This window comes from Wolbachia endosymbiont of Nasonia vitripennis, assembly GCF_048054115.1.
Classification (GTDB): domain Bacteria; phylum Pseudomonadota; class Alphaproteobacteria; order Rickettsiales; family Anaplasmataceae; genus Wolbachia.
Genome location: NZ_JAFEVF010000001.1, coordinates 58,926 through 81,661 on the forward strand (window position 1 = coordinate 58,926; position 22,736 = coordinate 81,661).

22 protein-coding genes and 2 pseudogenes are annotated in these 22,736 nt (G+C 33.2%); 9 read left to right on the forward strand and 15 right to left on the reverse strand.

What is annotated here, in order from left to right; genetic code table 11:
* Positions 1 to 44: 44 nt before the first annotated feature.
* A complete protein-coding gene (locus tag JR053_RS00270) occupies positions 45 to 566 on the forward strand; it encodes a Na+/H+ antiporter subunit E (RefSeq protein ID WP_006015458.1) in 522 nt (173 codons plus the stop codon).
* On the opposite strand, the gene JR053_RS00275 is transcribed toward JR053_RS00270, so the two are convergent.
* The gene (locus tag JR053_RS00275) at positions 559 to 975 is read right to left on the reverse strand and encodes a hypothetical protein (RefSeq protein ID WP_007301944.1); all 417 of its coding nucleotides are present in this window, start codon (positions 973 to 975) and stop codon (positions 559 to 561) included. The two genes, JR053_RS00270 and JR053_RS00275, sit on opposite strands and share 8 nt — an antisense overlap.
* 204 nt (positions 976 to 1,179) lie before the next feature.
* Between JR053_RS00275 and JR053_RS00280 the strand changes: the two genes are divergently transcribed.
* Complete coding sequence (locus JR053_RS00280) at positions 1,180 to 2,268, forward strand: IS481 family transposase (protein ID WP_416603176.1); 1,089 nt, start codon at positions 1,180 to 1,182, stop codon at positions 2,266 to 2,268.
* A 185-nt stretch (positions 2,269 to 2,453) separates the two neighbouring features.
* Entirely contained in the window at positions 2,454 to 3,020 is a 567-nt protein-coding gene (purN, locus tag JR053_RS00285; protein WP_010402201.1) for a phosphoribosylglycinamide formyltransferase, read from the forward strand.
* On the opposite strand, the pseudogene JR053_RS00290 reads toward purN, so the two are convergent.
* The 4 genes and pseudogenes from JR053_RS00290 to ribF form a co-directional block, all read right to left on the reverse strand.
* A pseudogene (locus JR053_RS00290) lies at positions 3,014 to 4,337 on the reverse strand (M16 family metallopeptidase). The gene purN and the pseudogene JR053_RS00290 overlap by 7 nt on opposite strands.
* Positions 4,324 to 5,652, reverse strand: coding sequence for a M16 family metallopeptidase (locus JR053_RS00295; RefSeq protein ID WP_029237608.1), 1,329 nt, complete (start codon positions 5,650 to 5,652; stop codon positions 4,324 to 4,326). The pseudogene JR053_RS00290 and the gene JR053_RS00295 overlap by 14 nt, the downstream one beginning before the upstream one ends.
* Before the next feature lie 4 nt (positions 5,653 to 5,656).
* Positions 5,657 to 6,133 carry a signal peptidase II gene (gene lspA / locus JR053_RS00300; protein ID WP_007301940.1) on the reverse strand — a complete coding sequence of 159 codons (477 nt, stop codon included), beginning with the start codon at positions 6,131 to 6,133 and terminating at the stop codon, positions 5,657 to 5,659.
* Positions 6,130 to 7,062, reverse strand: a complete 933-nt coding sequence (ribF, locus tag JR053_RS00305) for a riboflavin biosynthesis protein RibF (RefSeq protein WP_063630547.1) — start codon at positions 7,060 to 7,062, stop codon at positions 6,130 to 6,132. The genes lspA and ribF overlap by 4 nt, the downstream gene beginning before the upstream one ends.
* A gap of 57 nt (positions 7,063 to 7,119) precedes the next feature.
* Here ribF and JR053_RS00310 point away from each other — a divergent pair, with 57 nt between their 5' ends.
* Both JR053_RS00310 and JR053_RS00315 read left to right on the forward strand, forming a co-directional pair.
* The gene (locus tag JR053_RS00310) at positions 7,120 to 7,491 is read left to right on the forward strand and encodes a glutaredoxin (RefSeq protein WP_006015443.1); all 372 of its coding nucleotides are present in this window, start codon (positions 7,120 to 7,122) and stop codon (positions 7,489 to 7,491) included.
* Between the two features lie 95 nt (positions 7,492 to 7,586).
* Positions 7,587 to 8,459, forward strand: a complete 873-nt coding sequence (locus tag JR053_RS00315; RefSeq protein ID WP_007301937.1) for a hypothetical protein — start codon at positions 7,587 to 7,589, stop codon at positions 8,457 to 8,459.
* A gap of 239 nt (positions 8,460 to 8,698) precedes the next feature.
* On the opposite strand, the gene lepA is transcribed toward JR053_RS00315, so the two are convergent.
* The 3 genes from lepA to JR053_RS00330 form a co-directional block, all read right to left on the reverse strand.
* Positions 8,699 to 10,495 carry a translation elongation factor 4 gene (gene lepA / locus JR053_RS00320; RefSeq protein WP_010402196.1) on the reverse strand — a complete coding sequence of 599 codons (1,797 nt, stop codon included), beginning with the start codon at positions 10,493 to 10,495 and terminating at the stop codon, positions 8,699 to 8,701.
* Positions 10,496 to 10,576: 81 nt separating this feature from the next.
* On the reverse strand, positions 10,577 to 11,395 hold the full coding sequence (locus JR053_RS00325) for a hypothetical protein (protein WP_416603194.1): 819 nt from the start codon (positions 11,393 to 11,395) through the stop codon (positions 10,577 to 10,579).
* Positions 11,396 to 11,672: 277 nt separating this feature from the next.
* Positions 11,673 to 13,049: a malonyl-CoA decarboxylase gene (locus JR053_RS00330; RefSeq protein ID WP_010402191.1), complete on the reverse strand. Its 1,377-nt coding sequence runs from the start codon at positions 13,047 to 13,049 to the stop codon at positions 11,673 to 11,675.
* 282 nt (positions 13,050 to 13,331) lie between these two features.
* Between JR053_RS00330 and JR053_RS00335 the strand changes: the two genes are divergently transcribed.
* Complete coding sequence (locus JR053_RS00335) at positions 13,332 to 14,024, forward strand: TerC family protein (RefSeq protein ID WP_029237607.1); 693 nt, start codon at positions 13,332 to 13,334, stop codon at positions 14,022 to 14,024.
* Positions 14,025 to 14,026: 2 nt separating this feature from the next.
* Here the strand turns inward: JR053_RS00335 and JR053_RS00340 are convergent, their stop codons facing one another.
* The 5 genes and pseudogenes from JR053_RS00340 to JR053_RS00360 all read right to left on the reverse strand — a co-directional run bounded on the left by JR053_RS00340 (position 14,027) and on the right by JR053_RS00360 (position 19,871).
* Positions 14,027 to 14,164, reverse strand: a complete 138-nt coding sequence (locus JR053_RS00340; RefSeq protein ID WP_416603197.1) for a hypothetical protein — start codon at positions 14,162 to 14,164, stop codon at positions 14,027 to 14,029.
* A gap of 108 nt (positions 14,165 to 14,272) precedes the next feature.
* Positions 14,273 to 15,076 (reverse strand): ankyrin repeat domain-containing protein, encoded by an 804-nt coding sequence (locus tag JR053_RS00345; protein WP_416603199.1) that lies wholly within the window; start codon positions 15,074 to 15,076, stop codon positions 14,273 to 14,275.
* 369 nt (positions 15,077 to 15,445) lie between these two features.
* Positions 15,446 to 17,008 carry a glutamine-hydrolyzing GMP synthase gene (gene guaA / locus JR053_RS00350; RefSeq protein WP_010406802.1) on the reverse strand — a complete coding sequence of 521 codons (1,563 nt, stop codon included), beginning with the start codon at positions 17,006 to 17,008 and terminating at the stop codon, positions 15,446 to 15,448.
* A 227-nt stretch (positions 17,009 to 17,235) separates the two neighbouring features.
* Positions 17,236 to 18,710, reverse strand: a pseudogene (locus JR053_RS00355) (type II secretion system protein GspD).
* A 564-nt stretch (positions 18,711 to 19,274) separates the two neighbouring features.
* Entirely contained in the window at positions 19,275 to 19,871 is a 597-nt protein-coding gene (locus tag JR053_RS00360; protein ID WP_010402165.1) for a hypothetical protein, read from the reverse strand.
* 103 nt (positions 19,872 to 19,974) lie between these two features.
* Between JR053_RS00360 and JR053_RS00365 the strand changes: the two genes are divergently transcribed.
* Positions 19,975 to 20,169, forward strand: coding sequence for a hypothetical protein (locus tag JR053_RS00365; protein WP_246038505.1), 195 nt, complete (start codon positions 19,975 to 19,977; stop codon positions 20,167 to 20,169).
* 42 nt (positions 20,170 to 20,211) lie between these two features.
* On the opposite strand, the gene ccmC is transcribed toward JR053_RS00365, so the two are convergent.
* Positions 20,212 to 20,922 (reverse strand): heme ABC transporter permease CcmC, encoded by a 711-nt coding sequence (gene ccmC / locus JR053_RS00370; RefSeq protein WP_007301928.1) that lies wholly within the window; start codon positions 20,920 to 20,922, stop codon positions 20,212 to 20,214.
* 142 nt (positions 20,923 to 21,064) lie between these two features.
* Here ccmC and JR053_RS00375 point away from each other — a divergent pair, with 142 nt between their 5' ends.
* Complete coding sequence (locus JR053_RS00375) at positions 21,065 to 21,883, forward strand: pyruvate, water dikinase regulatory protein (protein WP_010402159.1); 819 nt, start codon at positions 21,065 to 21,067, stop codon at positions 21,881 to 21,883.
* A gap of 69 nt (positions 21,884 to 21,952) precedes the next feature.
* Entirely contained in the window at positions 21,953 to 22,081 is a 129-nt protein-coding gene (gene ykgO, locus JR053_RS00380) for a type B 50S ribosomal protein L36 (RefSeq protein WP_006015378.1), read from the forward strand.
* 220 nt (positions 22,082 to 22,301) lie between these two features.
* Here ykgO and JR053_RS00385 read toward each other — a convergent pair whose 3' ends face one another.
* Entirely contained in the window at positions 22,302 to 22,496 is a 195-nt protein-coding gene (locus JR053_RS00385; protein WP_010402151.1) for a hypothetical protein, read from the reverse strand.
* Between the last annotated feature and the right edge of the window lie 240 nt (positions 22,497 to 22,736).

The following is a 22,736-nucleotide window of genomic DNA, read 5'->3' on the forward strand; positions in this document are numbered from 1 at the left end:
ACTTTTTATTTTCCTAAAAAATCATTTAAGTTATACTCCAAATCATGAAAGTCAGGCAAAATATTAAGTTTTTTTCTCTATCATTTGTGATTTTGTCTTCTCTATGGATTACATTGTCTGGTTATTTTGAGCCTTTTTTTATTCTCTGTGGAGTATTTTCTTCTGTGTTCACATTGATTATCTTTAAAAGGTTAATTGATGCTGAAAGTGCCCTTAGTCAAATTCTAAATGATAGTGGTAGGCTGTCACTTTATCAGCTTATAAGTTATATACCTTGGCTAATTTACCAAATTATTTTTTCAAGTATTTATGTAACAAAAAAGGTGCTACGATTCAAATCTACAGTTGAGCCAATTGTTATTGTAAGAGAATGCATAGGACATAATGATAAGACCATTGCATTATTTGCTAACTCGGTTACGATTACTCCTGGAACTTTAACTATCAATGTTGAAAAGAAGCAGAAAACATATTTATCTACCATATGTTTGATAGATAAAGATCTTGAAAGTGGCATTTCTGAAATAGAAGGTAAAGTCTTAAAAATGCTACACCTAGTTAAGTAATTGCTTTAAATAAGTTAACAGCGTCTCTGTATTCTCTTCTTAGGCTTTCAAGCATTTCTTTTGGAAGGCTATCAATAACAGTAGAACATAAATAATTGTACAAATCTTCTAGCCTTGATATGTTATTTTTCTTCTTGCTGTTGAATTTGTACGGAAAAATGCCCTCCATAATTTCAATATCAACAACCTTATTTAAAAATGCATTTTCACTTGTTATGCTTATTCTTGTAAGTATAGTATTAATTTCAGGTTCATTACTCGTATAAATATCTGATAATTCTGCCATTTTAATGACGTACAAAGTTACTACTTTTGATAAACAATTATCAGAATATTCACAATTTTTTATTACCTCCCACTGAGTAACCTGAGACTTGCTTGTTTTTGCATTGCTTGGTAATTTATTCATTGAATTTTCTCCATTTAATTCAGTGTAGTAAATTATACTAATACTTTGTTAAATAAATAATAACGCAGCCATAAAAATATGCATTTATTTACCATAAATTGTATAATATTCCTAAAATTAAATGTAATAGTTTAGACTTGATCTGACAAGCAAACAAAGTAAGATAAAAATATAGACAAGTTTTAAAGGAAAGGAGTGTCAGATATGAATACAACACAAGAAAAAATACTAAAACCAAAGTTGGGATTGCTAGAACTTGCAAAGCAATTAGGAAATGTATCACAGGCGTGTAAAGTAATGGGATATTCAAGGGATACATTTTACCGCTTCAAAGAACTGTATGAAACAGGAGGAGAAGAGGCTTTACACGAGATAAGCAAAAGCAAGCCATTGTATGCAAATAGAGTGTCGGAGGATATAGAAAAAGCAGTAGTTGAAATAGCAATAGAGTTTCCAGCATACGGACAAGAAAGAGCAGCAAACGAACTGAAAAAGAGAGGAATTCTCATCTCTGCAAGTGGAATAAGATCAGTGTGGCAAAGAAACGATCTTGAAAATTTTAAAAAGAGGTTAAAGGCATTAGAAGCAAAAGTAGCTCAGGATGGTATCATTTTAACAGAAGAACAGATAACAGCTCTAGAAAAGGCTAAGGAAGAAAAAGAGGCCCATGGAGAAATTGAAACAGAGCATCCAGGATACTTAGGTAGCCAAGACAGTTATTATGTTGGTAATATCAAAGGTATTGGACGAATTTACCAGCAAACCTTTGTTGATACCTATTCCAGAGTTGCTTTTGCTAAGCTTTACACAGAAAGGACTGCTATCACAGCTGCAGATCTTCTTAATGATAGGGTAGTACCGTTCTTTGATGAACAGAAAGTATCATTGCTACGTGTTTTGACGGATCGTGGTACAGAGTATTGTGGCAGACCTGAAAATCACGCTTACCAGCTATATTTAGGGGTAGAAAATATTGATCATTCTCGAACCAAAGCTCGTTCTCCACAGACTAATGGCATATGTGAAAGGTTCCACAGAACTATGCAAGATGAATGTTACAATATTATCTTTAGAAAGAAAATTTACACCTCTTTGGCAGAACTTCAGTTAGACGTAGACCATTGGGTGCATTCTTACAATAGATCTAGACCACATTCAGGTAAATATTGCTATGGTAAGACTCCTATGCAAACCTTTTTTGATAGTATGCATATTGCTTATCAGAAAAATATTGATAGCATTAAACAGGATGCTGATTTTGGTTTTGACTTTGTTAATTCTTCTGTCAGTTAATTCATGCCTGTCAGATCAAGTCTAAACTATTACAAATTAAATGTTAAAGTTACTTCAAACTGAATGATTTCTTTAATTCCATGTTATCCAGCAGTGTAAAATATTGCTACACAATAGTATTTATTCTAAAATAAACTTTCCTTTTGAGCTATTTTATTAATATCCATTCTTACGGCTGCACTAAAATGAAAAAGATAAAACTCGGAATACTAATTTCAGGTAGAGGATCAAACATGCAGGCTTTAATAGAAGCATGTCAAGATCAGAATTTCCCTGCTGAAACTGTGTGTGTTATCACAAATAATAGTGAAGCTGGAGGCCTTAAAATAGCAAAGCAAGCAGGAGTTTCAGCGTTTGTTGTTGAAGATAAGCCACTTGATACTGATAAAATTCATGAAATACTTGTTCAACATAAGGTTGATTTAATTTGCCTTGCAGGGTTTATGAGAATTATAAAGGCCAATTTCCTGAATAAATGGCATAACAAAGTTATAAATATTCATCCCTCTTTACTTCCGTCATTTAAGGGCCTAAATGCTCAGGAGCAAGCTCTGAAAGCGGGTGTAAAAATTACAGGATGTACTGTGCATTATGTTACTCCTGAAATTGATGCTGGAGCCATAATCGCTCAAGCTACTGTTCCAGTGTTACCAAATGATGATGTTCACAGTCTCTCAGAGCGCATTCTAGCTGAAGAGCATAAGTGTTATGTAAAAGCAGTAAGATCAATAGCAGAAGGTATTAACTATTGACCTTGAGCGTTTCTTCCAACTTCAACAAAAAATAAATTTTCAGGATTCAGTAAAGAACTTGCCAGCTTGTTTACTTTTTCCAATTGAACATCATTAATGATATTTGCATAATTATTTATATGGTTAATATCACGATCATCTATCTGCATACTATCCAGTAACGTTGCTGTATTCGCATTATTGGATAGAAAAGAGAAGATAAGGTTATTTACTAAACTGGTTTTTGCATCCTTGAATAATTGTTCGTCAATTCCTTCCTCTTTATATTCTGCTAAATGTATCTTTTACTGCTGATATAGCTTTGCTAGCAGTGGAACTATCAGTACTCATAAATCCAGATATAATATTTCCATGCTTATTAGGAACATTACGTGCACTAACACCATAAGTAATACCTAGATTTTGTCTCAACTCTTTCATCAGTATTGAGTTTAGACTCATACCACCAAGCGCATTAATCAAAACACTAGCATTATAGTAATTAGGGTCTTCATATGCTATGCCTTTTTGAGCAAAAAGTATTACACTCTGTGGTATATCCATAAAAACGCTCTTACTTTCTGCAGGCCCAAATTCATTTTTTACAGATACCTTCCTAACTTTCGATCTTTTTGATGGTAACTTAGATAAATATTTATCGAGCAGCGTACTAACTTCTTCTTTTGTTGCACAACCAACAATACTAATAACGATATTATCCTTAGTAAAACTACGCTTTATGTATGTTAAAACATCGTCTCTAGTAATGTTCATTATAGTGTCTAGAGTTCCATATGGATCTCTTGAGTAAGGATGTTTTTTGAACAACAATGTATCTAACTCTTTTGCAGCAATAAAATAAGGGTCTTTTTCAAAATTATTAAAGTTTACTTTGACTTTTTCGAATACTCTATTTAACCCCTCAGGATCAACTTTGGGGCGCATTATAGCATCACTCAGTAGTGAAATTGCATCCTCTAGATTCTCAGATAAAGTGTTTAATGAAACCCTAAATGCTTCTAAACCAGCAGTAAAATTTAAACTAATTCCTTTATCCTCAAGCTTTTTCGCAAAATCTTTGGCATCATTTTTTCCTGCTCCTTCTTGAATTACAAGAGAAGTAAACCAAGCAAGCCCCTGCTTTTCTGCACTTTCATACACACAACCTGCATCTTTGAATGATATATTAAGTGAAACTTTTGGTAGATCATGGTTTTCAACAAATAAAAACTTAAATCCTTTATTAGTAGTAACCTCCTCTATATTTAAGTGACTGCTTGCTTGCAAATTAAAGCCTAGACAGAAAAAAAATAGAAATACATATTTACTTATCTTCATTATTACCTCCTTTTGGTAGCAAACGACCAACTAATTTATTAGTAGAAAAGATAGCGTGAACTTTATTATTTACATCCTCTAGATTGACATCATTAATTTTGCTATATGAAATGTCTATTTCATCAAGTGGAATACCTAGTGCTAGACGTGGTATATAAAACATTGCTATATTAGTTAAATCAGATAGCTTATCAAGCTGTGCTGCTTTGTATTTAGACTTTGTACTTTGCAACTCTTCACTTGTTATTCCTTCAGAGTTAAAGTGATTAATAGAATTTTCTAACTCTCTTGCAACAGCATCCAAATTCACCCCGCTTTTTGGAGTTACCCGAATCTCAATGTAACCATTACTAAAAGCTAAGCTATTATAATAAGCAAACACTTCTACTGCTACATTCTTATCTAGAACTAAATCTTTATATAGCTTACTAGACTTGCCATTCCCCAAAACATCAACTGCCAAATCAACAGGAAAAGTTTCACTTATTTGCTCAAATAAAGGAACACTATAGCGAAAGTATAAAACTGGCTCTTTTACTTCAGTGCTTTCTAAAATTACCGATATATCTGCATTATGTATTGAATCTTGGTTTGGATAATGCCTAATTATAGGCTTAGCTTTAATTTCGCCATATTTTTCTTCTGCTAATTTCACTACTTCATCAAATTTCACATTGCCAACAATCAGCAATATTGCATTGCTTGGATGGTAATAGTTATCATGAAACCTTGTTATGTCATCTTGATTGTAAGTTTTAATATCGCTCTCCCAACCAATAACAGACCTACCATAGCCATTACGATAAAATGCACTGTTCATTTCCTCCCATAGTAAAGCTTCAGGATTATTATCAAATCTCATCTTTCTTTCTTCTAATACGATATTTTTTTCTCTATCTATTTTGTCTTGCGTAACATCAAAATTGCCCATTCTATCTGCTTCAATTTCCATTGCTAGTGGTAAATCTTTTTTGAGAACTAATTCGTAGTAGCAGGTGTATTCTTTAGTGGTAAAAGCATTAAATTGGGCCCCAATGCTGCCCAAAGTGGATTCTATGTCTTTAAATTTTCCTGTAGTTTCAAACATTAAGTGTTCAAAGTAGTGAGCCAAGCCTGCTTTGCCAATTGGGTCATCCATTCCCCCAACTTTATATATTATTGCATGAAAAACAGCTGGAATTCGGTGATTAGGTACTACATAAACATCCAATCCGTTACTGAGCTTAGCATGCTTTATGATTTCAGCTTCCAAAGAAATCGGACAAATGAAAAAAAACACAGATAGTATAAAAAAACTAAAGAATTTGCGAAGCATTATTTCATTCCTCATTTTGCTTAGAGATAGACCTATCATATATATACCACTTATATAACAATGTACACATTCCACAAACTATAGATAGATCTGCTAAATTAAAGGCTGGCCAATACCAATCATTGATATGAAAATATATGAAGTCATATACAGCTCCCCAATAGATTCTATCAATTACATTTCCGATCGCTCCACCAATCATCAGAGAAAAACTAAGGTAAATTGACTTATCATTAGATTTATATATCAAGTATGCAAGTATACCAATTATTAATATTGAACATGCTGAAAAAAAGAAGCTGCCATGCGGCAGAGTACTACACATTCCAAAGCTAATTCCTGAATTCCAAACTTCAACTAATTTCATAAAACTAGTAATCTCGATTGACTCCCCCTCATCAATCAAAGAGTTTATATACAATTTACTTGTTTGATCGAATGATACTATAATCAATATAATAACTAAACATATCCTTTTCATAAATTTATCTTTAACTGGTAAGCCTTCATTATATCACGATCTATCTGTTTTGTTAACTCGTTAATACTATGGAATTTTTTTTCTGCCCTAATAAATTTTAAAAGTTGTATATCAACCTTAAAATTGTATACATTTTCGTTGAAGTCAAATATATGCATTTCTACTATAGGTTTTTTTAAGTCCTTAAATGTAGGTCTCATACCAATGTTGACTACTCCATATAGCCAACTTGAACTATTTTCAGAAAATGCAACTTTGGCGTAATATGTACCAAGCTTAGGTTTTATCATGTAATCTTCTATCGGAATGTTTATGGTTGGAAACCCTATTTCTCTACCTCTACATGCACCTTTTGTTACAATACCAGAAACTTGATAAGACCTACCAAGCAATTTATTAGCAATTTCTATTTCTCCTTTTTGTAAACACTCCCTGATTGAGGAAGAAGAGCAAATTTTTCTATCGATTATCAATGGCTCTAATTTAGTTAAAGAATATTCATACATCTGAGAATATTTTTCTAGAGTTAATATGTTACCCAATCGTTTGTGACCAAAAGTACAACTTTCTCCAACAGTTATATGTTTAGCACCATACTTCTTTACCAAAATCTTACCAATAAAGTCATCGCAGCTAACCTCAGAAAAACCTCTACTAAAATTAATAATATACAAGTAATCTATACCATAGCTGCTGATTAGTTCCTTTTTTTGTTCTTGATCTATTAACCTAAAATTGTTCCTACTAAATAAAACAGTTGATGGGTGAGGCTCAAAAGTTAAAACTGCAGAGGGTAATCCTCTTTCTTGTGCTACCTTCTTTAGATTGGAAATTGCAAACTTATGTCCTAAATGAACGCCATCGAAATTTCCGAAAGTTAGTGCCACATTATCTTTTATCCCTTGCTCACAGTTGTAAATAATTTTCATACAATTTGATATTTTATATATATAATAGTTGTATTTTATAAACTATGGAGATAAATCGTGAAAAACACTAAAGGAAAAGTTGTAATATATGTGAAGAAGTACTGCCCATTCTGCAAGAAAGCAAAAGAGTTATTGGATGAAAAAGGTGTGAAATACGAAGAAATTGATGTACTTAGAAACTCGGATTTGTTTGACGGTATAAAATCAAAATATAACGTCAGGACAGTTCCACAAATTTTTATTACTGATGAAAATGGTGATTATGTACATCATATTGCTGGATGTGACAAATTGATGGATCTTGAAAAAGAAGGAAAGTTGGATAATATGTTAAATAACAATGAAGATAGCATTAATGCAACAGCTTACACAAGCGGCAGTGATGAACACGAGGGATGTAATATAATACATAATGAAGATTTTATGTGATTTTTTTGTCTTACTGTTGCTGGCATACCCACTTTAAACAATTTTTAATGAATTAAAAATACAATTCATCTAGTGAGTTTTTTTAGTGGGAAAAAATGATAAAAAATATTATAATTGTTAGCAAAAACTTAATTAGTATTGAATTAATTAACAAACAAGATTTAGAGAGTTTCATCAAGATTTTCACAGTGCTTGATAAGCATATAGCAGCTAAAACTCTTTTTACAGAAGAAGTGACAATAGAGTATAAACAACACAATTGCATAGAAGTTGTTGAATTGATAAAAGATACAGGTTTTACATATCATGATGTTGAGAATGTGTTAAATCACCTAAGTAATCATGGAATGAAAGTACCAAGTAGCGTTATAGCAAGCACCCTTTCTTCTTCATACAATCACGCACTTGAGTCTAAGGATGTAGCATTTGCCTGTTCTAAAGGGTTGCCACAATTTTACATCAGGGTAAATAAGAATACCTTTATAATGACTCCTATAAGTGAAGAGAATCTGGAATTGAATTCGCAAAATAGCAAAATGCTTATAGAGTCATTAAAGAGCGAAAAAAGCACTTATGATTGCATAGTGGAAGAAAATATCATCAAAGTTATAGTGCATTCTGAAATACATCAGGCTATAAACTCGATTATAAAATCACTGATAAAGTCTTGCCTTTTAGCAAGAGATGAAGAAGAAAAATTCAAAGAGAAATTGAGACAACTTGCTTTTAAAGATCAAGCTTTCGTTGAGTATTCTAGCATCAAAACCATTCATAGATATCCGAATAACCATCCTCTGAGAAAGCATGAAAGTGTTATTAAAGATATAGAAAATATTTTATGTGATTTCATAATAAATGAGAACAGCGGGTTTGCTATAGAGCGGTTAAATAGACTGGGCTCAGAAGTCTCTCCAAATACTCCAAGAATCATCACTAAAACTATAGATAAGCTTGTTAAGTTTCACTAAAATGTTGTTGGAATGGTTTTAGCCAATGTCTACATATATCTGATTTTTACTGATTGAGTGGAGCAATTGAGCTGCTCTCTGTCATCCCAGCGTTTAACACTGGGATGATTTCGTTGTATGGTATCTTATATAGTGTTTTACAAATTCACATAGCTATTTCAAATTTACCCATATCAATGTCAGTAAATTTATTGAGAAAATATCACTTAGTTCTTTAAATTTATGTTTTTGGATATATATTAATCATTTATTTTCAAAGCCTCAATAAAAGCATTTTGTGGGATGTTTATGTTTCCTACAGAATGCAATCTTTTCTTACCTTTCTTCTGCTTTTCAAGCAGCTTCATCCTTCGTGTGACGTCTCCACCATAGAGCTTGGCTGTTACATCTTTTCTATACGGGTTAATCGTTTCTCTAGCAATAATTTTTCCGCCTACTGCCGCTTGAATCGCGATTTTATATTGCTGGCGTGGTATCAAGTCTTTCAAACGTGCACATATTTCACGGCCTCTTTTTTCTGCCCTGCTTTTATGAACAATGCAGGCTAACGCATCCACAGGTTCTCCATTAACTAAAAAACTTAATTTATCTATCTGACTTTCCTGATAATCGGATATTTTCCAATCTAAACTTGCATATCCCTTGGAAATTGATTTTAGTCTATCGTAAAAATCAAAAACAACCTCAGACAGCGGTAATTTATACTTCAGTAGTGCTGTTGTCGTATTACCAACATAAGATAAATCCTGCTGTTCTCCTCTCCTCTCTTCACACAGAGATAGAATCTCTCCTAAATATTGATCAGGTACCATTATAGTTGCAGTGATCCACGGTTCTTCCACTATTTCAATTTTTGTAGGGTCTGGCATATCGCTTGGGTTATGGATATTTAAAACTTTACCATTTTGTGTTGCAACTTTATATATAACACTCGGTGCAGTTGCTGTTAGATCTAAATCAAATTCTCTTTCGAGTCTTTCTTGAATGACTTCAAGATGTAGCATTCCTAAGAAACCGCAACGAAATCCATAACCTAGGGCATTTGACGTTTCAGCATCAAATGTAAAACTAGCATCATTTAAATGTAATTTTTCTAGTGCTTCCCTTAAATATTTAAAATCATCTGTGTTATTGGGAAAAATACTGCAAAATACTACAGGATGTACTTCTTTAAAGCCAGGTAATGCCTTGCTGCACGGCCTTTTCTCTTCAGTAATAGTGTCTCCTACTTTGCAGTCTGCTACTTCTTTCATTGAAGCAGTTATAAAACCAACTTCACCTGCTGAAAGTTCACCAGTCATAACTTTTTTAGGAGTGAAAATACCGATATTATCGACCTGATATGTAGCATTATTAGACATCATAACGATTCTCATGCCTTTTTTTAGTACTCCATTTTTAACTCGCACTAAAATTACTACTCCTAGGTAAGGATCATACCAACTATCAACTAAAATTGCTTGCAGTGGAGCATTTGTATCACCTTGAGGAGCGGGAAGTTTTGTCACTATAGCTTCAAGTACATCCTTTATCCCAAGACCAGTTTTTGCCGATATCAAAATTGACTCAGTTGCATCAATTCCGATTACCTCTTCAATCTGAAGCTTTACCTTTTCTGGATCTGCAGCAGGAAGGTCAACTTTATTGAGCACAACTATTATCTCATGATTATTGTCAATTGCCTTGTACACATTTGCCAGAGTCTGAGCTTCAACTCCTTGGCTGCTGTCCACCACCAAAAGTGAGCCTTCACATGCAGCTAAGCTTCGGCTGACTTCATATGAAAAGTCAACATGACCTGGTGTGTCCATGAGGTTGAGGCAATATTTATTACCATTATTTGCAGTGTAATTGAGTCTTACCGTTTGTGCTTTGATTGTGATTCCGCGTTCACGCTCTATATCCATTGAGTCAAGTACCTGATTGGTCATTTCCCTTGTCTCAAGACCGTTACATTCTTCTATCAAACGATCAGCAAGAGTTGACTTCCCATGATCTATATGTGCTATTATTGCAAAATTTCTTATATTGTTCATAGATCTACTTATTTAAGTAGATCTATTTTACATTTTAAGTATTACAAGAGCAATTACTTATCTTCCTTTTTGCTGAAAACATTAAGCTGGCGTCTGTACTGGTCGGAAGTATTCAGTAGTTGATGGTTGACTCAGTTTGCTACTTTCCTCATTCTTTTCCTGCTTGCATGTTTTTACTGCATCAGCAAGGCTTAGGTAATCATTACCAACTTTAATTCTTACATCTTTATTTTCTTCTAAATCTTTATCATCTGGCTTATCACTTGCTATTTTAATAGTGCCATCGCTATTAGCACTTAATATAATGATAAATTCCCTTTCATCTATATACCAATTAAACTTTATTCCATATTGAGCTGCAGTACCTAAATTATAACACCTCACTCCATTTTTATCTACAAAGCCACAGACAACTTCTTCTTGATCGCCATTTAAAATACGAATTTCATGAATATTGTTTTTTTTACGAAAATCATTATTTAAAAACTCGCTTATCTCAATATTTATGCTTTTACTGTTGTCTTTTAGATTGATTACTGCATCACACAAACTACAATTATCATATTTTTCAATTGATACTGCATCAATAGTGCCGTTTTCTATATACTTTCTAAACTTTTCTTCAATTTTCTTTTCTAATTCTTCTTGCCTTGCTTCATTTTGTTGTTGCATTCCTTTTAGCTTTTCTTCCATTTTTTTCTGAAGTGATTCGATATCACAAATTAACGTGGATTCATCAATGCCGAGTATCACGTATGCTTGGCCCAATCCTGTCTTCAATCCTTCAATTATGATTACCATCTCTAAGATAGACCCTAAGTTTTGATAATGTATATTAATTTTTTCACTACTTATGCTACCTCGATTGCTATCCCAGTTGATAGCAATGTTAGTAAACATAGAATTAAGGCCTTCATAAATATCTTTCAATAGACTTGATTTCTCTGAGTTTATTCCATCACGTTTAATACTACTAACATAATCATTAAATGACTTTATTTCTTCAGAATATGTAAAGACACTGTACAGTTCTTTACGTGTTACTCTATCTTGTATTTTTTGTTTTATTTTTTTTAATATCTCACTACTAATACATTTTACCTCATAAAACTATTCAATATTATATACATAAACATTAGGGAATGTTAGCACTTTCTACATGCTTGCGCACTTCCTATTATTCCTTTAACATAGCTGACACTTTTTTTGAATGAGAAATCACTTTATTAATCATATAATTCTCATGATTGTTACCTATTTTAGGCAATTCATACAAATAATTCACCATTATCCCGGCTGACTGACTAATGCCTTTTTCAGAAGTATCAGCCATCCAGTTTAGTTGTTTTATTGATGCACCATTGCTTAAATGAAAGTGTGCGACCGGATCATAAGCACCACCACTACTGCTTTTAACCTTTAGCAAATAGTGTGCACAAAGTTTCAGTAGGGACTGTTTTTCGCATTCAATGTTAGTTTTTATGCTTTCTAAAATTTCTGTACCTGATTGTTTTATATTAAGCTTACCTAATAAAGCTACGTCTTGATTTTTTAGCCATTTTGTAAATCCAGGAACTGGAGAAAGAGTTGCATACACTTTTACGCTTTTAAATTCTTGCGATAGTTTTTCTACGACTCTCTTTATTAAAAAGTTACCGAGGCTAATTCCAGATAAACCAGTTTGAGTGTTTGATATTGAATAGAATATAGCAGTACTTGCACTGCTTGGGTCACTTGAGGGCACTGACTCATCCAAAAGGTGTTGAATACTATCTGAAATCTCATTCATCAATGCAACCTCTACAAAAATTAGAGGTTCGTTTGGTATTTTGTAATGAAAGAAAGCAAAACAGAGACGATCAGAATCTAGCCTATTTTTTAGGTCACCCCAAGAAGAAATTTTATGTACAGCTTCATATTTTATAAGTTTTTCCAACAATGATGCAGGTGAATCCCAGGTGATTTGATGAAGATCAAGTAGATCAACATCAACCAAAGTACAGAGTATATTTTTTAATTCATTTTCTAGTGGGTTTAGATTTTCATATTGGTTCTTTAGCTTAAGCACATCAGAACGCATATCAACAATAAACTTAAGACCTTCTGGTAAGGAGATAAACTGCTTCAATATTTTAGAGCGTGGTGATTCAAGGACTTTTATTAAGTCTTGTTCAAACTTATAGCTCGACTCAGAATCTTGATTTTTCTTATATACTTTTATTTCTTCATCTATTTTCGTTTTATCCGGATTGAATTTTTCTGCCAGGGTTTGTAAAAATTTTATTTGACCTGCCTCTGATAAACTCAAGTACAAATTACCAAGAGATACGGTGTTCTTACGTGCTGAGACTTCACCCCCCTTTGGGTTTAAGCATTCGTTCATCTTCAAGACTAAACTATCGACATCGCGACTACTACTTAAATCAGGGTTAATATTGCCAACCCATGATCTTACAGCGTTTGCTACTTCACCTAGTATCTTAAAAAAGCTCTTTGGTGCTTTCTGATCTTCAACTTTCACTATATCAGTTTTTGCTAATGATTCTTTTGTCATAAATTCCTTTTACTATGTATCTATCTTAATTTAAAGAAAAATCTTAGTCTACAAAGAAGGCATATACTTTCATGGTACAACTATTTTATAATCTATTTAAAATTTTCGTAAAGAGAGTTAGATTTTTAATTTTATTATTCTTCTTATAAAAGTACTTTTATTATAAAAATGACCTTTTTTCTCTTCCTTTTTCGGGTAAGGCTGATTTTTTAATTACCTAGGCGAAGTTACTTAATTTTTACACATCTATTGTAAAGTACAAAATCTGACTTTGGAATGAAAATGCTAGCTGATGCTTGGACTTTATTGATACTTACGCTACTTGAAACTATACTTGGTATAGACAATTTAATCTTTATTTCTCTAGCAATAGATAAGGTGCCAAATCTGCTGAGAGAAAGAGCCCGCCTTATAGGTTTTGGCTTGGCGCTATTGATGCGTTTTGTAATACTATTTTTTACATCATATATATTATCAATGCAAAAGCCTATATTTCACACTGTATCTCTGGATATCTCAGTAAAGGATTTACTTATGATTGCAGGAGGGTTATTCCTTATTGTTAAAAGCTCTATGGAGTTATGGAGCGACATTTTTGTACATAAGGAGAATAAAACAAAGGCAAATGTTAAATCACAATTTTTTTTAGTTGTGCTACAAATTATATTAATAGATTTAGTTTTTTCGGTTGATTCGATATTAACTGCCATAGCATTAACTCACAATATGATAATCATTGCCATAGCATTTACATTTTCCATACTAGCGATGCTATTTTCATCAAGTTATACCGCTCAGGTAATAAAATCCAACCCAAGCTTAAAAGTAATTGCCATTCTATTTATTTTACTCGTCGGTGTATATCTAACACTTGAAGGGCTTCACATAGAACTACCAAAAGCATGTTTGTATTCTTCATTTATGTTTGCATTGCTTGTGGAAGCTATAAGCAAAATAAAGAAAATACAGCCTTGAAACTATTTTACACGAAGCAAAAATCCAATCAGTGCGTGACGTACAACTGTGCGAACATTTTCTAGCAGGAAGGTGTCATTCAGCTTCGGTGTCATCCCAATGCTTGACACTGGGATCCATTTTTCCATCATCAAAAACATTGTATTTTTACATTACTTTTATGCTTACCAACTTAACTGGATCCCAGTGCCCAGACACTGGCATCCTACAGATAATGTTCATACAGCTGTGCGTCACACGCTCTACTGTCAAGTAGGTGCTTGCTGTCCATTTATTAAGGCGGCAGATGGTTTCTCTGCTCCATCAACTTTAGTACTAGGCTTTAGTAATGCATATGTAGCACAACCAACTACCAGTGCTGCTGCTGTAACTGCAACCACTGCTATAACGATAGGTGTCAACTGAGCTGTAATTGTTCCAGTTGTAAAAAGTGCCACTGCTATAGCAGTGCCTAATAATCCAGTTACTCCACCGGCAATCTTTGCTTTATTACGCGCTTTTACAAAAGAGCCTCCTCCTGCGTCTAATAGAGCTTTTACTACGTCTTGACTCTTAGCATGATCTAAAGGAGTCTTTCCATCTTTATCTACTGCATTAACTTTTGCTCCTTCTTTGAGTAAAACCTCTACTATCTCTGTGTAAGCAGCAAAGTGCAAAGCAGTGTACCCACTTTTATCTCTCACATTAACATCTGCTCCTGCTCCGATTAAAACCTCTACTACCTCTTTGAAACCATACAAAGCAGGATAGTACAAAGCAGTGCACCCATTTTTATCTATCACATTAACATCTGCTTTTGCTCCGATTAAAAACCCTACTGTCTTTTTGTAACCATTCTCAGCAGCTATAATTAATAACGTCCACTTTTCGTATGGGTAAATATCAAATACATGATTTACATCAAAATTACCTTTCTCCCACTCTTGATATAGATCTTGATTCTGTTTCTTTAGTTCTTCTTGTATTTTCTTAATTATATTATCTTTATTTAAATCTTTCTTAGCCTCAATCGTCCTCAGTACTGTTTTCAGTGATTCATATTCTCTTGTCATGATTTTACCTTCAATATCAAACGATATGTTTAATTATTACATTATTATGATAAAAAGTCGATTAAAACAAGCTAATAACTGGGATTGTGAATAGTAAATTAGATTCAAGTAGCCTCTGTGGTGTCATTCAACTTCCTTGTCATCCCAGTGCTCCTTTTTCTGTCATCCGAGTAGCTTGACACTGGAATCCAGATCAAGTACGGCTATTATCAAAATAACCCTTCGTTGTCATCCCAGTGCCCGGACACTGGGATCCAGGAACCAGCGTCACGCGCTGGAATGACATTAAATAGTTTTCCTTAAAATTTGAGTTATGCAAGCAGCCTCTTTGGTGTGATTCGAGTAGCTGAAACTGGAATGAAATTATTGCTACTCCCACTCAATAGTTGCTGGTGGCTTGGAAGTTAAATCATACACAACTCGATTTACTCCGGAAACTTTGTTAACAATTATACTACTGACGTCTTGCAAAAACCTCCAAAATACTAACGAATGTTGATCTTTATTTTCAAATGGAAATGCATCAGCTGTCATGCCATCAGATGAAGTCACAGCCCTTAAAGCGCAAACATATCCGTATGTACGATTATCTCCCATAACTCCCACAGTTTTTACTGGTAACAGTACAGCAAAAGCCTGCCATATTTTATCATACAGATCATAATTTTTCATTGTGTTGATATATATTTCATCTACTTCTTGCAATATTCGTACCTTTTCTTCATCAACCTCACCTATGATCCTCACTGCAAGTCCAGGCCCAGGAAATGGATGTTGAAATATTATCTCATCTGAAAGCCCAATTTCTTTGCCAAGCAGCCTTACTTCATCTTTAAAGAGATAGCGTAAAGGTTCTACTAGTTTCAGATTCATTTTTTCTGGCAACCCACCAACATTGTGATGAGATTTAATTGTACTAGTGTTTCCTGAAGCGTGCCCTGATTCAACTACATCAGAGTAAATGGTGCCTTGCATTAAAAAATCCACATCACCTATTTTTTTTGCCTCTTCTTCAAATACTTCGATAAAAGTATTGCCGATAATTTTTCGCTTTTCTTCCGGATCAGTTATTCCCTTTAACCTACTTAAAAACAAGTTTGATTTATCAACGTAATTTATTGGAATTTCTTTTAACATAGCAGTGGTCTGGCTCTTACGCAATAACCCAGTATCGATAAAAATACAGTTTAATTGTTTTCCTATAGCTTTGTGTGTAAGAACTGCTGCAACACTTGAATCAACCCCCCCACTTACTGCAGCAATTACTTTTTTCTCCCCTACTAAGTTTTGAATTTTTTCCTTCTGTTTTTCAACGAATGACTTCATTGTCCAATCTCTCTCACAATTTGCAATATCTAAGAAATTAGAGAGAAGTTTACTACCATTTGTCGTAGGCTTAACTTCAGGATGGAACTGAGTACAGTAAATCTTCCGCTGTTCGTTGGCAATTATTGCGATTGTTTGATTTATTATACCTGAGGCAATAGCAGTAAATCCTTGCGGTATAGTTTCGACACTGTCTGCATGGTTCATTAGCACATCGACTTCGGAATTAACGTTCCAAGTATCCTTTATAATTGGGGATTCTTTTAGTATCTTGATTTTAGTTTTGCCAAATTCCTGATTGAATTCTTTTCTTACCTTTGCCCCGAAATAATGACAAATGAGTTGCTGTCCATAACATATTCCAAGTATAGGAGTGTTTATTGTTTCGTTAAGTTTTATAATTTTATGTGCTACTTCACTTACTTCAGAGCAATTGTCATTTACAGATTGCGGTCCTCCAGAAAAAATAAATCCATTGAATTTTAATACTGTTTCGAAATCGATATTGCTTGGAAATATTTCACAGTAAACGCCCATTTCCCTGATTTGTCTTGCAATAAGCTGTGTAAACTGTGAACCAAAATCAATAACGGCAATTGCTGACAATGTGCTCCTCCATATTATTTAAAGCAATATTTGATAATAAAGAAAACAATAAAGTAAGTAAACTAAGACCTGTTTAAAAACTTTAATATATGACTAAAGTAACTTAAATTTACCGCAACAGATTTGTGATTAAGCTGTCTTAATTATCATTCTGATACTCTCTTCTTATCATAATAGCAACCCCAACATCTTTCCTTAAGTTGATACCATTGCCTGAACGGATACGTTTAATATATATATAAATTCCTATCTTTTATATCTAATAAACCAAGTGTTGGTACGATTGTTGCTTTCAGGAAGATGACGGTTTCTACTGTCTTAGCCAGTTTTTTGACTTTTGATGCAATAAGTTTTGGTTATCTTTTCTATGCTCTATAAGCCCACCAATTACCATAACTTCGCCGCTCTTAATTTTTAACGTAGAGTGCATTTCTCTGGTTTCAATAATTGGAATGTCACTATTTAATTTCATTTTATTCTGCTGTGCGACATATTCTATATTTGGGTCTTTAGTGTAATCGTTAATTCTTGATAAGGTTGGATGTATATCCATGAATATTTCATTAGTATCAATGTTAATGCTTGGGTGGATTATTAACACCACACCTATTGGAGTGCTATTCATCTTGGTAATTAAGGCATGATTGGAGTTTCCGGTATCTTTCTGTATATCGGAAGTAAAATAGATATGGTTTTTAGTAAATGAAATCATTGCTTGCTGATTATTTATAGCATGTACTCTAGGGCTTGAAATTACGGTTGAAGTGCCAAATTTATTTAAAATTTTTACTAAATCTCCTAAATCACTCACACTAGAGTTAATTGCTAGGTCAATAATAGAGTTACCTTGATTTGTTATAGATTTGGTTTCATTATGCAAATCATTTAAGTTGATACCAGAAAGGTATTTATCGTCTAATAAAACTTCAACTATTTTGGCCTCGATCATTACTTGAGAAGACGCCAATTTCTTAACTTTATTAATATATTCTTCAACAGCTTTGTGAATATCTTTTCTAGCATTTAGAATAATGACACCAGCTTCTCTGTTGGATGAAAGAAACTCACCATCATCTACTCCGTTAACATCCATTATTGCATTTAAGCCTTTTTCTAATGAATTCCATAAATCACTACTATATTGAGATTTCATATAGTTTCTATCACCATCACTGTCGGTAATATTGTTACCAATGATAAAACTCCTTTGCGCAGAGTGTTGAATATTGATGAAGTCTACGTAATAATTTTGTGCATATGGCAAATCTTGTTCAATTCTAATTACACCATTATTCATTGAGTAACGCAATTTGGCGCTGTTGGCTATATTCTGAATTACTTCGTTTATGTTCTTATCTTTTAGCTTTAAAATAATATTACCTGATATTTTGGGATCTATGTCTAAGTTAACGTCAGAAAGTTTTCCTATCTCAATCAGTAAATCCTTTACTGGTACTTTTTCATCAACATTAATCGAAAGAAACTGATTACTGGTTGTAAGATCGGGAAACTCTACCGGTAAAGGTATCATTTCTGGTATTGCTGGTTCGTTATTCTTCAAAGGAGTATTATATTGTTGCAACGAATAATCGTGCTTATAATTGTCTATATTAACAGAATGTTGCTTGTTAGGTAGATGTGTACAAGAAATAATGAAAAGGAGTATTAAACATTTTAAAATAGCCATGAGGGCAGCATACAAATCTATACTAATAGTTTTCTATAAAAATGTTAAAAATGTATTTAATTGTATCCGTTCAGGGGAGTGGTTTAAGAAATGATAGATAGGAGATTATGAAAAGGGTTTAGCCGTATGGAAGTGGGATGAAAAGAAGCACTGGTTTCACATGCGTCTGAACAGACACCATTTTACAGCATTTTAAATTTGTCCTGTGCAATGTTTGTACAGTTGCGATAAAAATTACTTGACAAATTTTGACAGCTTTGTTATTTTGATAGTGAAGATATTCTAGAGCTCGAAATCTATCTTCGTCTGCAGACTTTTCAACTTAATTAATTTATAATCTCTAGTTAAAGTATATTGTACTTATGTATAGATAACTTCTATCATAGCTATGTACATTTTTCTGAGTTTTTTTGTATTACTTAGGAGGATCATCATGTTTAAAATCATGGATTACGCATATCATTGACATAAATGCCTTAAAAGGACAGATGGTACCTACGTCCTCTTTATATAGATTATGTATTTGTTCAGATACGACTAAATTGTGTCTAGTGTAGAAAAAATTAGACAAATTCAGCCTTATATAGAACCAAATTCAACGGAAGTAGAATTATCCTCATTTCCATAATAGTAAGGATTTGCTTCTTGCGTATTATTAACAGCAGTTTTTAATAGTACTTCCTTATCACTATTCCATGCAACTTTCTCCATAATTGGAATATAATCCTTACACTTTTGATTATCTCCACAATCCTTGATTTTACTATCATCATTTAGATAACGCTTCAATGCATCATAGTATACTTTAGTGTTATTACCCTCTTTATCTATCATTTGTCCTAAGGTATTAACAAGTATCAATGGTGCAACTTGTTTTGCTTTTACAACACTTGTTTCACTGGACTCTCTAAAGAGATTAGGACATGCTCCTCTGGAAAAAAAGCTCTTGTTGAATTCTGGATTACCATAGTAAACGTTCGGGTAACAGAAACTCTTAATCTCTTCTTCTTGACACGCTAACTCTATTTGATCATCGACACATTTTTCACATTCTATATTACCAAGCCAGGATATTGAATTAAGATCCTCTGTAAAGGCAAATTTAAAATTTACTGCACCATAATTACCATTTGCTCCCTCTTCTATATATTTTGCAATCTTAGGATTACTGTACATCTCAGGATATAATTCCTTTAGTAAATCAGATGCACTAAAACCTTGACAACCTATCTTATTATCAACTTTATAAAAATGAGAATATGGCCCACAATTTTCATACTTGGAACAATCTGAGGTTACTTTTCGAGATGTAATTTCTCCATTTTCATTCTCTCCTTCATCAGTAACAGGTTCGCCCGTATCAATTTCACCTTCTCTATCGGTAACAGATTTATCTATACCACTTCCTTTTTTACATTCTTCAGCTATTTTTTTATACCACTCAGTCTCTGCTGATGATTGCTCTACATTTTAATTTCCGTAGCTGTTCACAACATTACACTCTGGAACTATATACCTAATATCGCATGCTGATTTCTCTCTTTATCTTCTGCAAATTAATTAAATGAAGGGCATTAAGTATCCACACTACTAAAAAAAGTGTGGTACAAAATATAAACATTGCAATTAGTGGCAGCAGTAAAGAACCTTCTATTGCTACTCCACCTTTTCTAAAAATACTTGCTGGCTGATGAAGAGTAGACCATAAATTCACAGAAAATTTTACTATGGGAATATTTATAGCACTAAAAATGGCAAATACTGCTGATGATTTCTCTGCTCTTGCTTGATTATCAAAAGCGCTCCACAATGAAAGATAACCAACATACAGAAAAAACAAAATCAGCATTGAAGTAAGCCTTGCATCCCATACCCACCAAGTACCCCATGTTCCTTTTCCCCAGACGCTACCTGTGATTAAGCATATTGCCGAAAAGACTGTCCCTGCAGGAGCAGCAGCATGTGCCAAAACACTAGCAACGCTATTGTTCCACACCAATGAAATGAAACTGAGTGATGCAATGAGTCCGTATATTCCAAGAGCAAGCCATGCAGAAGGCACATGAAGATACATAATTCGTACAATTTCTCCTTGTTTATAATCTCCTGGGGAGAAGAATAATGCCAAGAACATTCCAATTAAAAAACATGCGAAACAAATAACCCCAAGCCAAGGTAGAGCTTTTTTAGTAAAAGAAGTGAAATTTGTAGGCTTTAATAAAAACATTCGTTTTGAGAATAATTGTGTTAAGAATTTATCAATTAGTTTGAGTTTTATCAACAAGATAGTTTTTCTATATTTACGTAGTATAATAAATTAGCACAATTTCAGTAGCAGATTGCTTGCTATTATTTTTAGTATAACGTTGATGATCCTTAAAAAGCTTAACCTACACTTAGTGTCAGATTCAAGTGGTGAAACTGTTATATCAGTTGCAAAATCAGCTCTGAAACACTTTCGTTCTGTAGAAACGATCGAATATGTTTGGTCTTTCGTAAAAGGAGAAGAGCAGATTGACAAAATTTTAGAGGAAATTAATAGAAAAAGTGATGAGCATAATTTTGTTATATGCACTATTACTAATGATGAGCTAAGAAAATATCTAAAAAATAATTGTATAAAGCTAAAAATTCCCTACAGAGCGATATTATCACACATTATTAGGGAAATCTCATCCTATCTTGAAATTGAAAAAGACGAAAAACTTGACTTACATGCTGAGATAAATAACGAATATTTTCAGCGCATTGAGGCAATAAACTATACCATTAATCATGATGATGGACAAAATATTCAAGATATTGATAAAGCCGATATAATTTTGGTTGGAGTTTCACGCACATCAAAATCTCCCACCAGTATGTATTTAGCTTACCGAGGCTATAAAGTTGCAAATGTTCCTTTTGTTAGCGAGATACCCTTTTACGTCGACTTAGCAAAATTAAAAAATAAACTGACTATAGGAGTAACAATAGACGTAAGAAGGCTAATAGAAATACGCAAAAATAGACTGACTTCAATTAATAATGAAGGTAATAATATATATGCTGACCCTAGAAAAGTAGAAAAGGAAATTAAAGAAGCAGAGGAGTTCTTTAAGCAAAATAACTGGCCAATTATTGATGTCACGCAAAGGTCAATCGAAGAAGTATCAGCAACAATTATACAGTATTTTAATAAAATGTGAAAAATTTATCAATTGACTAACTCTCTGTCAGTGATCATAATGTAAGGTAATTCTATTCTTACTGTAGATATGAAAGTTAAAGGGTCACTAAAATCTCATCGTAACAGAGATAAAAATTGTAAAGTTGTGAAAAGGGGTGGTAAGGTTTATATTATAAATAAGGTAAAGCCAAGATGTAAAGCGCGTCAAGGTTCTTAGCTTTTTGTTTTCCTTTTTATGTCATATGTTTTTCATATGGAAGCATGGTTAGAAAGAAACAAAAATTGTTGTATTTAACCATAGCACTGCCCATTTCTTCTCTTACATTATATTTTGGTATTAACATGATTACAGGCAGACGTGGCTTGTTAACATTAATTAACTTAAAAAAAAGAAATTAATTACGTGCGTCAACAAGTCCATGAATTTTAGTTCCACCCTAAGCCCTCTTGAGCTTGAGAATTTTTTCTATATATAGGCTGAGCATGAATGACATCTGATCATCAATTATGCAAATCTGGATCTTGTTGTGCATACTTAAGTCATTTTGCCAAAATTCCCTTTTTGCATCACCTTTTAAACCTCTTGTGTATACTTCTGTAATTGTGGTAAATTTTTGATCATTGGCAGCCACTTCTCCACACTGCTTCCATACATATTCTCAACTTCTTCTCGCTTTTACTGTGTATTCCTTTTGTGCTCTTTAAAACGGTACCTTCTATATATATATTTATTGTCATTAGGCTAAGTTACCGCTTTTTTTCCATTTTTATACTTCCTGCCCTTGATTAATTTGACCTGCTAACATTTTGTTTACAGGGCCTGCTATTAACTGTAATAGTTTAGACTTGATCTGACAAGCAAACAAAGTAAG